The following is a 14,147-nucleotide window of genomic DNA, read 5'->3' on the forward strand; positions in this document are numbered from 1 at the left end:
CACCCCCCACCCGCACCGAGGTTTTGCATGCGCATCCCGCTCTCCTGGCTCAACGCGCTTCTCCAGCCCGCCCTCGACCCTGAGACGGTCGAGCGTTCCTTGCTGACGGTCGGCCTGGAGGTGGAATCGCTGGAATATTCCGCCCCACGCCTGGAAACGGTGGTGGTCGGGCAGATCGTGGCGATCGCCCCACACCCGAACGCCGACAAGCTGCGCATCTGCCAGACCGACATCGGCGAGGCCGCGCCGCTGCAGATCGTGACCGGTGCGGCCAACGTTCAGCTGCACGACAAGATTCCGGTGGCCCGGGTCGGGTCCAACCTGCCGGGAGACAAGCGCATCGAAGCTGCCAAGCTGCGTGGCGTCGAATCGTTCGGCATGTACTGTTCGCTGGCCGAGCTGGGCCTGCCCCCGGGAGAGGATGGCGTCCACATCCTGCCGGCGGACACCCTGATCGGCCAGCCGATCGCTCAGGCCATGCAGCTGGGCGAACTGGTGCTGGAAATTGCCATCACGGCCAACCGGCCCGACCTGTTGAGCGTGGAGGGGGTCGCACGGGAACTGGCCGTAGCCAACCCGCACCTGACCCTGCTGCAAAGCCGCCCCAAGCCGCTCGCCGGCAAGCCCGGGCCTGCGGTGCGGCTTGGTCCGGTCGAAGCCTCTCGCTGCCCGCTTTACCGCGGTGTGACCGTGCGCGGGGTGCGGGTGGCCCCCTCGCCCGAGTGGCTGGCCAATCGTCTGTCAGCTTGCGGCATCCGTCCGATCAACAACATCGTCGACGCCAGCAACTACGTGATGTTACTGACGGGACAACCCACCCACGCCTTCGACGCCGCCCGCCTGGCCGGTCAGCAGATTCAGGTGCGCTTTGCCCAAGCCGGTGAAACGCTGCGAACGCTTGACGGCGTCGAGCGCGCCTTGCGTGAGGACGACCTCGTGATCGCCGACGCCGAGCGGGCGCTGGTGGTGGCCGGGGTCATGGGCGGGCTGACCGCGGAAATCACGCCCGAGACCACCGAACTCTTCCTGGAATGTGCCTACTTCGAGCCCTCGGCGGTGCGGCGGACCGGCCGGCGCCTGGGGCTGTCCACCGATTCTTCCTACCGCTTCGAGCGGGGGGTCGATCCGGCCGGCATTGCCCGGGCCCTTGACCTGCTGACCGCCCTGGTTCTCGAACTGGGTGGCGGGGAAATGCTGGAAACGCCGACGGAATTTCGGCAGACCGATTTCCCCGCCGAGAAGACCATCGAGTTCCACCTGGATTCCCTGGAGCGCCTGGTCGGCGTCAGCGTGCCCAACCCCGAGGTCGAGCGCATTCTCGCCGGACTGGGCTACGGACTGAAGCGCCACACGGATGGGGTGTTCGAGCTGAATTCATACGACGTGACGGTGCCAGGCTGGCGCTGGCACGACACCACCCGCGAGGTCGACCTGGTGGAAGAGGTGACCCGCCACTGGGGCTATGAGCGCATCCCCGCCTGTTTGCCCGCCCCCGTATCGCCCCCCACGCAGCCCGCCACCGTGCAACTGGAGCGCAAGGCCCGGGCGGCGGCGATCGCCATGGGGCTGACGGAAGTCATGACCCGCTCACTGACCACGGTCGAAGCCGAACGCCTGGCCGGTCAGACCAGCGGCGACCACGTACGCCTGTCAGACCCGCTCAAGGAGATGACGGTGATGCGGACCGCCTTGCTGCCGGGCCTGCTGGAGGTGCTGCGCTACAACCGCTACCAGGGCTGCACCCAGCTGGGAATTTTCGAGATCGGCCGGACCTACCGCACCCGCGAGGGGGAACCGCCGCAGGAGCGCCTCTGGCTCGGGGGCGCCGTGATGGGCAGCCTCTGGCAGGGGCTGTGGCTGCCGGAGCATACCCCCTCCGCACTGGCCGTCGACTTTTTCTACGCCAAGGGGCTGCTGGAAGCCATGCTGGCTCAACTGGGGGTGGTCGGCGAGCTGACCTTCCAGCAAGCGGAGGCGGTGCCGGGCTGCCATCCGGGACAAGCCGCTTTGGCCTGGCTGGACGGCGCGGTGATCGGGAGCGTGGGGGCGATTCACCCTCAGGTGGCGCGGGACTATGACTTCCCCCCGCACGTCGGCTCAGCGGCTTTCTTCCTCGACCTGGATGCGCTCGCGGCGCGCCCGACCCGAAAGCTGCGTTACCAGGCATTCGGTCGTCAGCCCGCAATCTTGCGCGACCTGGCCGTGCTGGCCCCGCGTGACCTCGCGGCCCAGGACGCGCTGGCGGTCATTCAGGCGCACGGCGGCGCCTGGCTGGAAAAGGTCACCATGTTCGACCGCTTCACGGGCCCTGGAATCCCCGAAGAGAAAGCCAGTCTGGCCTTCAGCCTGGTGTATCGTTCCCCGGAACGCACCTTGACGGCGCAGGACATCGAACCGATCCACCAGGGCATCGTGGACCAGTTGCACACCCGCTTCGGTGCCGTGCTGAGGTCGTAAGGCGGGTTTTTCGCATTTGCCGCACGGGTACACAGCACCCACAGGGCAGCCGCGCAGCAAGACGGGCATGAACACGCCCCCAGGAGAATCGACATGGCCGGACGCAAGTCCACCAACAAAGCCGACTTTTTCAGCTTGCTTCTGAGCAAGCTGGGCATGGCGGAGGCCCCTCCGGAACCGAAGCGCCGCCGCCGGCGCCAACCGCGTCCCACGGAGCCTTATGTGGCGCCGCCTCAGTCATTCGATGAGAGCCTGCTTGAGGAGTCTCCGTTCGCGGGCTTTGGTGCTCAGGCGGGACTGATGGATGAAGGCCCTGCCCAGCGCGACCTCCGCGACGAGCAGGCCGCGGCGGCGGGCTATGCGCCCCTCCCGAAGCCAGCAGCACCTGCCAGCGCCCCCTTCCCCACCGGAGCGGGTGACTTGCCCGGAGCCAGCGGCCGGCTTTTCCAGGAAGACGGCCTGGACAGCTCCCTGGACGCGTTGTTTTCGGGCCTGGAAGCGGGCTTCGCGGGTCCGCCCATTCCGCCCACGCCCGCCTCGCTCCCGCCTGACCCTCAGGCCCACGGCCCCCAAACTCACCCCACCCCGGCCGCCCCGGCACCGGGCTCTTCCCGCGTCATTCATACCCCGATCGTGGCAGCCACCCCGGTGGAAGTCCCGTCCACTCCGAACGCCCCCGCGGCAGCGGCCTCCCAGGTGGCCGTCCCTGCCTCCGTGCTGGCGGGGGCGTCCCTGTCGGCCCAGGGGTCGGCCCCCTTGCCCCTGTCGCGCGGCGTCGACCTGACCGCCCTGTTGATCAACACCACGGCCCAGAAAGGCGTTGCCGGGGCCCTGCTGGTGGGTTACGACGGCCTGTTGATTGCCGCGCAGGTGCCTCGCGAGGTGGACGCGGAACGCTTGGGGGCGCAAGCGGGCACGCTGTTCTCAGAGAACAGCCAGCAACTGGTCAAATTGCAGCGGGGCGAGTTGCGACGCATGATGCTGGAAACGGCCAGTGGCGCCATGTTAGTGACAGCGGCCGACATGGGTATCTTAGTCGTGGTGTCCAGGGACCGGCAGACGATGGATCTGACCGGTGTGCTGGCGGCAATCGGCGATGCCCTGGGGGCGGCCCAGGCTTCCTGAGCTCCGGCCCATTTTGCCCGCGCTTCTCCCCATTGAACGCGTTCAACTCCACGATTGACGTGCACGGTTGACTGGAAATAGAAGAGGTAGCATCCGATGGCCCTCGTAAAAATGAAGTTGGGGGAAATCCTCCTCAACGCCAACCTCGTCACCGAAAGCCAGCTCAAAAAAGCCGTCGACATTCAAAAGGAGACCAAAGAGTCGCTCGGGATGATCCTGATCAAGCAGGGCTACATCTCCGAAGCCTCGATCAAGGACGCACTGGAGCTGCAGTACGGCCTCCGCTACGTCAACATGAGAAAAATCAAGGTGGCGCCGGAAGTCCTCAAGATGGTGCCGGAAAACCTGATCCGCCAGCACCAGATCATTCCGATTCAATTCGCCAACAACCGGCTGACCCTGGCCATGGTCGATCCGACCAACCTGATTGCCATCGACGACGTGCGCTTTCTGCTCAAGGGCGTGGCGGTGCAACCCGTCATCATCACGGAGGATGAGTACTACTCTTTCCTGGAAAGCAGCTTCAAGGTGGAAGTCCAGGAAATGCAGGCGGCCACGCTGGAAGACCTCCTCAACGCCTTCGGCGACGATGAGATGGAACTCATCGACGAGGACGACGAAGAGGCCATGGGGCACGTCAACCTCGAAGGCAACGCCGACGAGGCACCGGTGATCCGGTTGGCCAATACCATTCTCATGAACGCCCTCGGATCGGCCCGCAAGGTCTCGGACATCCACGTCGAACCGCAGGCTGGCAACATCGTGGTGCGCTTCCGGCAGGACGGCGTGCTACACAAGCAGATGGAATTGCCAAGCAAGATTCTGCCCGCCCTGGTGTCCCGCTTCAAAATCATGTCGAACCTGGACATCGCCGAGAAACGCTTGCCTCAAGACGGGCGCATCAGCGTCAAGTTCCGCGGCAAGGAGATCGACTTCCGCGTGAGTTCCTTGCCGTCGAAGTTCGGCGAAAAAATCTGCATGCGCATTCTCGACAAGACCAACACCGGGGTGCCCCTCGACAAGCTGTTCATCTTCGAGAACGACTACAAGACCGTGATGGAAATGGTCAACCGACCCTTCGGCATCATTTTTGTTTGCGGTCCGACGGGCTCGGGCAAGACCACCACCCTGTACTCGATCCTGGCCAACCGGAACACCCCGGACGTGAACATCTCCACCGCGGAAGACCCGATTGAATATGACTGTCCCGGCATCACCCAGTGTCAGGCCAAGCCGGACATCGGTTACACCTTCGCGCGCATCCTGAAAGCCTTCTTGCGCCAGGACCCCGACATCATGCTGATCGGGGAGACCCGCGACAAGGAACTGGCCAAGATCGCCATTGAAGCCGCCCTGACGGGCCACTTGGTGTTCACCTCGCTGCATACCAACGACGCGCCCGGCGCCATGATGCGCCTGGATGAGATGGGGGTGGAAGGCTTCCTGACCGCGGCCGCCACCATCGGCGTGATCGCGCAACGGCTGGTGCGCAAGCTGTGTCCGCAGTGCTCCCAGGACTACACCCCGACCCAGGAGACGATTGACTTCGTCGGCCTCAAGTACGACCCCTCGCAACCCCTGGTCATGCGCAAGCACAATCCAACCGGCTGTGCCGAATGCGTGAAGGGCTACTCGGGCCGCATGGGCGTGTATGAAATCATGAAGATGACGGATCAGATCCGTGAAGTGGTCGCCCGCGGCGGCGGTTCGGCGCTGATCCGCTACGCGGCCAAGCAGTCCGGCATGATACAGCTCAAGGACTATGCGCTGAAACTGGCGATGCTCGGTCACACGGACATCGACGAGGTGATCCGCGTCTGCTTCTCGGACGAGGGCGCGGCCAAGCTGTGTCCCTCCTGCCGCAACGAAGTGGGTGATGACTACATCAAGTGCCCTTTCTGCTCGACCAATCTCCGCATGGTGTGCGTGAAGTGCAATTCACGCATCGAAGAGGGATGGAAGGCCTGTGCGCTCTGTGGCACGCCGGCCCCCTCGCTGGGCCCCGCGTGATCCTCGCGCCCGTTGACCTCACTGCGCCTCGGAAGGAGTTCTGACCGCTATGTATATGGAAGAGTTGCTGCAGATGGTGTTTGACCGCGACGGGTCAGACCTCCACATCGCGGCCAACGTTCCCCCGATCATCCGCATCAACGGCAAGTTGACCAAGACGGATTACGAGCCTCTGACGGGCGAGGACACCCAGCGGCTGATCTTCTCGATCCTCACCAACGAGCAGCGCAAGCAACTGGAGCAGACCTACGAGCTGGACTGCTCTTACGGCGTGGTCGGGTTGGGCCGCTTTCGTGTCAACTCCTTCAAGAGCAAGGGCAATTACGCGGCCGTGCTGCGAACCATCAACTCGAAGGCGCCCAAAATGGAAGACATGAGCATGCCGCCGATCGTCTCGGAATTGACGCACAAGCCGCGCGGCATGGTGCTGGTGACGGGGCCGACCGGTTCGGGCAAATCGACCACGCTGGCTGCCATGATCGACCACATCAACAGCCATCGCGCCGAGCACATTCTGACCATCGAGGACCCGATCGAATTCGTACACCAGTCCAAGATGAGCCTGGTCAATCAGCGGGAACTCCACGCCGACACGCGCTCCTTCGACAACGCGCTGAAGGCGGCCCTGCGCGAAGATCCTGACGTGATTCTGGTGGGTGAAATGCGTGACCTGGAGACCATTCGACTGGCGCTCTCCGCCGCCGAAACGGGCCACCTGGTCTTTGGCACCCTTCACACCAGCTCGGCCTCGCAGACGGTCGACCGTATCGTCGACGTGTTTCCCCCTCACCAGCAGCAGCAGATTCGCGTGCAGCTCTCCAACTCGCTGGTGGCCGTGTTGTCCCAGGCCCTCGTTCCCAAGCTGCAAGTGGAGCCAGGCAAGCGGGGACGCATCATGGCGCAGGAAATCATGATCGTCACACCCGCCATTGCGAACCTGATCCGCGAAGGCAAGACCGCCCAGGTCTATTCCGCCATCCAGACGGGGGGCAAGTTCGGCATGCAGACCCTGGAGATGGCCCTGCGCGATCTGTACATGAACAAGCAGGTGTCCTACGAGGACGCCCTTTCCAAGAGTTCCCGTCCAGATGACCTGGCCAAGATGCTGGGAGGGACCCTCGGAGGTGCGCCGGCCGCACCGGCATCTTCGCCCGCCGGCATGAAGAAGTGAGGCTTCCGGCGTGCCCTCCGGCACGCCCCTGCCGGTTTAACGGGGCTACAATCAGGGAACTTTGAGCCTAGGGGGCAGAGCCCCGACAAGAGGCGTGCACATGGCAACCGTCTTTGAGGTCAAGGTCCGCGACAAGCGCGGTAAGACCTTCACCCGGACCGTCAAGGGGGACAACCCCAATGCGGTTCGCCAGGACCTGCGCAACAAGAACTTCACCGTGGTCGGGATCCGCGAAAAGGGGGCGGGGCCCGCGGCGCAGATGTCGGCCATGTTCTCTGGCGTCAGCATGGACGGCCTGAACAAGTTCTTTGAAGGCAAGGTCAAGCTCAAAGACCTCTGCATCTTCGCCCGGCAGTTTGCCACGATGATCAACGCAGGCGTCTCGATGGTGCGCTCGCTGGGCATCCTGGCGGAACAGGCGGAATCCGCCAAATTGCGCCGCATCCTGACGGACGTCAAGGAGCAGGTGGAGCAGGGGCAGGCCCTCTCGGACTCGATGGGCAGGTACCCGGATGTCTTCAACAACCTGTTCTGCGGCATGATCAAGGCGGGTGAGGCAGGCGGTGTGCTGGACAACGTGCTGTTGCGCGTGGCGGGCTTTCTGGAAAATCAAAATCGTCTGAACACCCAGGTCAAGAGTGCCATGGCCTACCCCCTGACGGTCATGGTGTTCGCCCTCATCATTTCGGCCGTGATGCTGATGTTCATCGTGCCGATGTTCGCCTCGATGTTCGAGCAGATGGGTGCCAAGCTGCCCGCCTTTACCCAGCTGCTGGTCGACCTGAGCAACCTGCTGACCTCGGTGTACGCTGTGGTGGGGGTGGTGTTCATCGTGCTGGCCTTTCAAGGCTTCCGCATTTTTCAGTCCACCCCGCAAGGCGCCTTGCTGGTGGACCAGTACAAGTTGAAACTGCCCGTCCTCGGGGACTTGATCCGGAAAGTGGCCGTGGCCCGCTTCTCACGCACGCTGGGCACCCTGCTGAAATCAGGGGTGCCTCTGATGCCCGCGCTGGAGATCGTGCGAGACTCCATCGGCAACCTGATCATCGCGGGCGTCATGGAAGACCTGCGCCTGTCGGTTTCCGAGGGCGAGGGGCTGGCCAAGCCGCTGGAGCGGGCCGCCGTGTTCCCCTCGATGGTGACCCAGATGGTGTCCATCGGCGAAGAAACGGGTTCGATCGACGCCATGCTGGACAAGGTGGCCGACTTTTACGATGAAGAGGTCGATGCGGCGGTCAAGGCCCTCACCTCGATGCTCGAACCGTTGATGATGGTCATGATCGGCGGCATCGTCGGCTCGATCATCATCGGGATGTATTTGCCCATCTTCGACATCGTCAACAAGATCAAATGAGGCAGCAAGAGGGAGAGCCGATGCCGACGAATTCGGACCCATCTCCCGAGCTGAGCTTCGACCGCTTCGCCCACCTGATACCTCCGATCGCGCGGCACCTGGCCGGGCAGCGCCCGGACCATCTGGATGACTTGCTGCAAGTGGGCGCCATCGGGCTGCTTCGGGCCCTGGCTCAGGCCGACCCCGCCCGGACTCACACCTTCGAGCGTTACGCCTGCAGCCGGATTGCCGGTGAAATGCGGCATTATCTGCGGGACCAGGCGCCGCTCGTGCGTCCCCCACGGGAACTGGTGGAACTGCGTGGCCGCGTGCTCGCCGCCCAGAGCGCCTTGCAGCAAGGCGAGGCACGTGAGCCCTCCTCGGCGGAGATCGCGGCATGGAGTGGCCTGCCCGTGGAGAAGGTGGACGATGTGCTCTTGCTGGAGTCGCAGGGATCACCGGCATCGCTGGACCAGGCGCTGGAGCTGGAAACCGGAACCCAACGCTATCAGCTGATCGACAACCGATACTCCAGTTTCCAGCTGGCCACGGACGATCGCTTGATGCTCGATGCTGCCCTTGGCCGTTTGAGACAGGCTTCGCGCGAGGTGATTGAATTCGCCTTCTACGAGGACCTGACCCAGATGGAAATTGCCAGTCGCCTGGGCATCAGCCAGATGCAGGTGTCTCGGCGCTTGCGTGCGGCAGTCGGGGAACTCTGGAAGGTCCTCAACACCAAGCTGTTCTGACCCGACGGGTAGAACGCCAATCGCGGTCCCATGCGTCATTCTGTCTACAGCATTTTTTTTGAACGCGCCGACGCCTTGGAGCAGGACCGACGCTGGGACGAAGCGCTCAACTGGCTTTACCAGGCGCATCGCTGGGTGTCGAACGATCCCCAATACTGGCTGCGGCTCGGGGTTTTGAGCTTTCGTCTGACCGATCGCCCCTGGCTCGAAGGCCGCCAGTTGAGCGGCAGCCACCTGGCAGACATGGGCGCGCTCAACGCCGAGGTCTATCTGGAGCGGGCCGAGCGCCTGGACCCCAGCCTGCCGGAGCCGGCTTTCTGGCGCGCCTGGGTCCGGCATCGCCTGCTTGGCGAACGAGAGGCGGCCTGCCGGCAGTGGCTGGAGCTGGCGGAGCGGCATCCCCACTGGCCTTATGCGCCCGCCGCGCTGGCCCGACTGGAACTCGTCGAGGCGGAAAGGGGCTACGCCCAGCGGGCCCGTGAGCACCTGCGTCAGGCCATCCGGCGTCTCCCGGAAAGCCCTCGCTTGCACTACGACCTCGGAGCGGCGCTGGTGGCCTGCGAGGAGATCGAACCGGCCCGCGAGGCGTTTCGCCAGGCGCTGAGCTGCCCGCCCATGGCTTGGCCTCAGGCCACCTCCGCGCGTCTGTTGGCCGAGGAGTTTCACGGCACCCGAGAGGCGTTACAGGACCTGATCGCGCGATACTACGCCCCGATGCTGGAGCGCGACTGAACCGCAGGAGCGGGCGGCACGAGGCCGAGCAGCCCTAGGAAGTCGGCCGAACCGTGGGGTATTTCAGGTCTTTCCAAGCTCCCATGCCGCCCTTCAGCACGAGCAGCTTGGTGTAACCCTGTTGGATGAGATCCAGCGCCGCACCGGCGCTGCTATGCTCGTCCGGTCACGTACAGTAGAGCAGCAGCGTGCGGTCCTTCGGCAGTTGGGCCTTGCCTTCCTTGATGTCGGCCCACGTCGCATTGACTGCCCCTTCGATGTGCTCAGCGGCGTAGGAGGCGGCATTGCGCACGTCCACCACCAGGATATTCTCGCCGGCGTTCAGGCGTGCCTTGGCCTGCTCTGGCGTGACGCGCCCTGGAGCGGTCACGGCCGGCCCGGTCCCTGGCTGCACCGAGGCAGAGGAGACGGGCGCAGGGTTTCCGGCCACTGGAAGCGAGGCCTGACAGCCCAGCAGACCCAGAAAACCAAGTCCTGCGGCCCAGGACAGGACGAGACGGTGACGACGCGACATGGACATCTCCTCAGAGCAAAACCGGCTCAAAGTGTACCCTGTTTGGGGCCCGGCTCGCCAGGTGCGGTGCGCTCGCGCGCGAACCACGAGGGAGCCAGCCAGCCCCCCAGCGTGAGCACCGGGCCGTATGAAGCTTCCGCATAGCCGGGCCCCCCCAGGGACCAGCGCCGGTAGCCGATCGCCACCCTCAGTCCCGCGAAATTCCAATCCAGACCGCCCTCCAGGCGGGAACCGGTCAAGGGCGCAGGCTCCATCACCGCACCGGCGTCTGCCACGAACCAGGCGGGCGCCAGAGCCCCTTCAGCGTAGAGGCCCACGCCGCCGGACAGCGGCCAGGCCGCCAGCAGCAGGCACTCCGGCGCCACCATGACACGGGTGCCCTGACTGACGGCCCCCCCCTGCACGGGCGTGACCGCCCGCCAGAACTGGTCCTGTTTGAGCGCCAGGCCGAGCCCCGCGTGCAGGTCAAGGCCCGCCACGCGGGCCCCGCGCAAGCCAGCGGCGTGCAGTCGCCATCCCTGGCGAGCCTGAAGACCATCCGCAATTTGCGGGTCGACGAAGGCGACACCGCCCGCGTAGGCATCGAGCAGCCCGGTCCACCAGGCCGGCGACTCGCCAGGGACCTCCCAGGCGCCCCAACGCGCGAACAGGCGCGCGCCCGACACGCCGTGAGAGTCCGAGCGAGCCGCCTGCGTGAAACCCGGCACCGTCGCCTCGAAGGCGCCGAGCATGCCAGCGCTCGCCACGTGGAGGTCAAACGTGGGGGGGGAGCTCCAAGGTGCCGGCCCCGCGGGAAACGGCGCCATCGAGGGAGCCGGCAACGGCACGGGGGGAATCGGTGCGCGCTCGTCAGGCGTGCCCGGAAGATAGGCGAGACCAGGTTCAGAGGGCAGAGGCAGGGGCTTCTTGTGCGTATCGAGTCCTTCAAGCACCCCCTGCAGCTGGCGTTCCAACACGGGCGAGGCCACCGCATCCCCCCGTGGAGGAGACGGAGAAGCGAGGCGCGCGGGCAGCACCGGGGAAACGCGCCGGAGCGAAGCGGGCTCCGAGCGCGGGGCCACCTCCCTTTGTCCCGGCAATGGGCGGAGCGGGAGGCCCGATACCTGGGGCACGCGTGGCGGAGGAAGTAGCGGTGGCGCAGGCAGCGCGCTGCAGTCGAAGCGGATCAGGTGCTGACGCGCATCGAAGCGCAGGGCCACCTCCGTCGGCTTGCGCAACACCAGCGTGAGTCTCGCCCGCGTCTCACCGTGAGAGGCAAAGGTCCAGGCCAGGAGCTGGGGATGACTCGCAACCGAGGAATGGCGCGTGCCCGTCGACAGGCTGCGCGCCCGAATGTCGAAATAGACCCGATCCGGCTGACGCAGGACGCCCTCCGTCCAGATCGGGAGGGGGCCCGTGTAAGGAAGGACGACCTCCTGACGTCTGGCATCGTAGTAGGGCGCCCCGAGACGCGTCGCAGACGCAGGGGCGGCGTGCAACGCCGGGGCGGCGAGCAAGGTCAGAGACGCCATCAGAACCACAACGGGCCCCCACGTGCCAGGGCCTGTCGAACGTCGTTCCAGGTCCGACCGGGCTTCAGCTCAAGCATTCGGCAGCTCCTGGGATGGCGCTGCGGCAGGCCAGGCACGCAGCCAGGCCAGCAGCCGGCCCAATCCGCGCACGGCCAGGGCGGCGAGCACGAAGGCCGCGGCCAGGGCCGTTTGACTGGCTCCCACCGGAAATTCGCCCACGTAGGCCAGCAGATAGCCCCCCGCCCCGGCCGCGGCGCCCAGGCTCGCCGCCAGGGCCAGCGCCAGCCAGGGAATGCGACACAGGGCCATCACGGCCAAAGCCGGCAGCACGCTGAAGGCAAATACCGGCAAGGCCCCCAACGCATGGGTCGCCACCGAGATGCAGCCGGCCAGCAAGAGCAACAGCACCGTATCGAGCAGGGCCACCGGCAGGCCTCGCACACGCGCCCCATCGGGATCCATCGAGGCGAACCAGAAGCCCCGATGCCACCAGAGCAGCCAGAAGGCACTGAGGCCGGCCACCCCCGTCACCAGGGCGACATCTTCGGGCCTGACCACCACGGCCGAGCCGAAGAGGATCGCCTCGATGTCGTGGGCTTCCTGGCTGATGCGCGTGCCCAGCAGCAAGGCCACGGCCCCCCCCAGCATATAAAGCAAGGCCAGCACCCCTTCCCGGCTGATGACCCGGCGTCCCGGCCACTGCAGGATCCAGATGGCCAGCAAGGTGGCGCCCAGGGACCAGGCCCGGGGAGAGGCCAGGCTCTCGGGAAGCCCGGCATGAATCTGCAGAAAAAAGGCCGTCGCCACGCCGCAGCCAGCCGCCTGCGCCAGCGCGGCCGCCGAAAAGACCATGCGACGCATCACCACGAACACGCCGAGGTAACCCAGCACGGCCCCGGCGATCGCCGCCACCAGGATCGGGTCGCGGAACAGCTCCCAGGCTGAAAAGAGGGCACCCAAAGCCATCCGCTCAGGCCCAGCTTCCCACAGCAGGATCCCCCTCCGGGAGCGGGTCGTCCCAGGACAGGCGTCCGAACTGACTCACAAAGACAGGGTGCTGCAGCAAGTCTCGGGGAGCGGTCATCACGGCCGTCTGGCTGTCAGCATCGACGAAACACACGCGATCCGCTCGCCTCAGCCCATCATGCAGGCGATGGGTCACCCACACCACCGCCATCCCTCGCGCTTCGCGCTCCCGGTCAATCACCCGCAACGCCTCGCGCTCCGCCACCACATCCATCCCAGCGGTGGGTTCGTCAAGCACCACGAGGTCTGGTTGACCCACCAGCGCCTGAGCGAGCAAGACGCGCTGTTGCTGGCCCACCGACAGCGACCCGAAGCGCTCATTCGCCAGCTCCTCGCAGCCTGCCAGCGTGAGCACCCGCTCAACCGCCTGACGCCCGCCCGGAGCGCGCAGGGGACGCAGGAAGGACCAACCTTCATCCGCTCCCATCGCGACCACATCGCGGGCCCGCATCGGCAGGGTCGGATCGACCAGGTGCCGCTGCGGCATGAACGCCACGTGCATGCTCGGTTCCCGCAGCACCCGACCGGAAACTGGGGGCAGCAGGCCCAGCAGCGTCTTCAGGAGGGATGACTTGCCGGCCCCGTTGCGTCCCAGCACGACCCAGGCCTGGCCCGCCAGCACGCTCGCACTGAGCGGAGGCAGCAGCGCCCGCCCGCGGTGGCCGACCACCATCTCACGCGCTTCGATCACGCAAGCGCCCTCCGACAATGATTTCACCGCGCCTCCTGGCTGCGATCGATCACCAGTCCGACGGTCGACTGTGCGGAGGGACCAAAGTGCAGCATCACCTCACCGGGCATCATCTCCACGAAGTGGTGGATGGCGATGTCGCGGCAGCCTTCCGGCTGCTTGCTGGAAGACTCCAGGGCCAGCGGTTGGCCATCGAGGAACAGCGCGAAGGGCACGTCCTGGTTCAGGTAGAAGCTGTACACCGCCACCCGCAGGTTATCGAAGCGCACCATGCCTTCACGCTGGTCTCCTTCCCCCACCAGCTGGATGTCATAGCGATGCCCATCGTCCCCGACCGTGTCCATGGTTCCCTCGCCCGGTAGGATGGCCCGCACCTGCTTGACCGGCCCGGTCGACATCAGGCGGCAGCCCAGGGCCACATCGCTGGTGTGGGGCAAACTAGGAAAGGGAGACGGTTCTGGCACTTCGGGGAGGATCGGGATGTCCGAGACCCGGGGAGTGGTGGTGGCCGACGCCTCGACCAGCGGGGTCGCGGCGGACGGCAGCACATCAGGGCTGGCAGCCGTGGCGTCCGGAAGCAAGGCGGAAGGATCGGTGCTCAGGCCGCCCGATGAGGCGGTGAATGTCGTCGGGGGAGCCAGCGCGATGGTCGGAATCCGCGACACGCTGGTGGTGGGGGCTGGCGCACTGCAAGCCGCCAGCGCCAGCATCGCCAGAACCACCAGCCGAGCCAGGGCTGACTGCGGGCCGTTTCTTTCACTCAAGCGCACAACATTTACCCACCCAAATCATTGAGGCGCACCTCGCACGCGCGCGCGAGGTACGCCG

12 protein-coding genes are annotated in these 14,147 nt (G+C 65.7%); 7 read left to right on the forward strand and 5 right to left on the reverse strand.

The window, feature by feature from the left end; all coding sequences use genetic code 11:
• Positions 1 to 27 precede the first annotated feature (27 nt).
• The 7 genes from pheT to VKP62_14310 all read left to right on the forward strand — a co-directional run bounded on the left by pheT (position 28) and on the right by VKP62_14310 (position 9,577).
• Positions 28 to 2,457: a phenylalanine--tRNA ligase subunit beta gene (gene pheT, locus VKP62_14280; protein MEB3198363.1), complete on the forward strand. Its 2,430-nt coding sequence runs from the start codon at positions 28 to 30 to the stop codon at positions 2,455 to 2,457.
• 93 nt (positions 2,458 to 2,550) lie between these two features.
• Positions 2,551 to 3,582 (forward strand): roadblock/LC7 domain-containing protein, encoded by a 1,032-nt coding sequence (locus tag VKP62_14285; GenBank protein MEB3198364.1) that lies wholly within the window; start codon positions 2,551 to 2,553, stop codon positions 3,580 to 3,582.
• 96 nt (positions 3,583 to 3,678) lie between these two features.
• Positions 3,679 to 5,592, forward strand: a complete 1,914-nt coding sequence (locus VKP62_14290; GenBank protein MEB3198365.1) for an ATPase, T2SS/T4P/T4SS family — start codon at positions 3,679 to 3,681, stop codon at positions 5,590 to 5,592.
• A gap of 49 nt (positions 5,593 to 5,641) precedes the next feature.
• On the forward strand, positions 5,642 to 6,763 hold the full coding sequence (locus tag VKP62_14295; GenBank protein MEB3198366.1) for a type IV pilus twitching motility protein PilT: 1,122 nt from the start codon (positions 5,642 to 5,644) through the stop codon (positions 6,761 to 6,763).
• A 100-nt stretch (positions 6,764 to 6,863) separates the two neighbouring features.
• Positions 6,864 to 8,117 carry a type II secretion system F family protein gene (locus VKP62_14300; GenBank protein ID MEB3198367.1) on the forward strand — a complete coding sequence of 418 codons (1,254 nt, stop codon included), beginning with the start codon at positions 6,864 to 6,866 and terminating at the stop codon, positions 8,115 to 8,117.
• Between the two features lie 20 nt (positions 8,118 to 8,137).
• Positions 8,138 to 8,845: a sigma-70 family RNA polymerase sigma factor gene (locus VKP62_14305; GenBank protein MEB3198368.1), complete on the forward strand. Its 708-nt coding sequence runs from the start codon at positions 8,138 to 8,140 to the stop codon at positions 8,843 to 8,845.
• Between the two features lie 30 nt (positions 8,846 to 8,875).
• Positions 8,876 to 9,577 (forward strand): hypothetical protein, encoded by a 702-nt coding sequence (locus tag VKP62_14310; GenBank protein ID MEB3198369.1) that lies wholly within the window; start codon positions 8,876 to 8,878, stop codon positions 9,575 to 9,577.
• Between the two features lie 166 nt (positions 9,578 to 9,743).
• On the opposite strand, the gene VKP62_14315 is transcribed toward VKP62_14310, so the two are convergent.
• From VKP62_14315 to VKP62_14335, 5 genes are all read right to left on the reverse strand, one after another.
• Positions 9,744 to 10,091: a rhodanese-like domain-containing protein gene (locus VKP62_14315; protein MEB3198370.1), complete on the reverse strand. Its 348-nt coding sequence runs from the start codon at positions 10,089 to 10,091 to the stop codon at positions 9,744 to 9,746.
• Between the two features lie 26 nt (positions 10,092 to 10,117).
• The gene (locus VKP62_14320; protein MEB3198371.1) at positions 10,118 to 11,602 is read right to left on the reverse strand and encodes a hypothetical protein; all 1,485 of its coding nucleotides are present in this window, start codon (positions 11,600 to 11,602) and stop codon (positions 10,118 to 10,120) included.
• Between the two features lie 69 nt (positions 11,603 to 11,671).
• Positions 11,672 to 12,568: a metal ABC transporter permease gene (locus VKP62_14325; GenBank protein MEB3198372.1), complete on the reverse strand. Its 897-nt coding sequence runs from the start codon at positions 12,566 to 12,568 to the stop codon at positions 11,672 to 11,674.
• A gap of 4 nt (positions 12,569 to 12,572) precedes the next feature.
• Positions 12,573 to 13,346, reverse strand: a complete 774-nt coding sequence (locus VKP62_14330) for an ATP-binding cassette domain-containing protein (protein ID MEB3198373.1) — start codon at positions 13,344 to 13,346, stop codon at positions 12,573 to 12,575.
• Positions 13,343 to 14,083, reverse strand: coding sequence for a hypothetical protein (locus tag VKP62_14335; protein ID MEB3198374.1), 741 nt, complete (start codon positions 14,081 to 14,083; stop codon positions 13,343 to 13,345). The genes VKP62_14330 and VKP62_14335 overlap by 4 nt, the downstream gene beginning before the upstream one ends.
• Positions 14,084 to 14,147 lie beyond the last annotated feature (64 nt).

Source organism: Candidatus Sericytochromatia bacterium (assembly GCA_035285325.1).
Classification (GTDB): Bacteria; Cyanobacteriota; Sericytochromatia; order S15B-MN24; family JAQBPE01; genus JAYKJB01.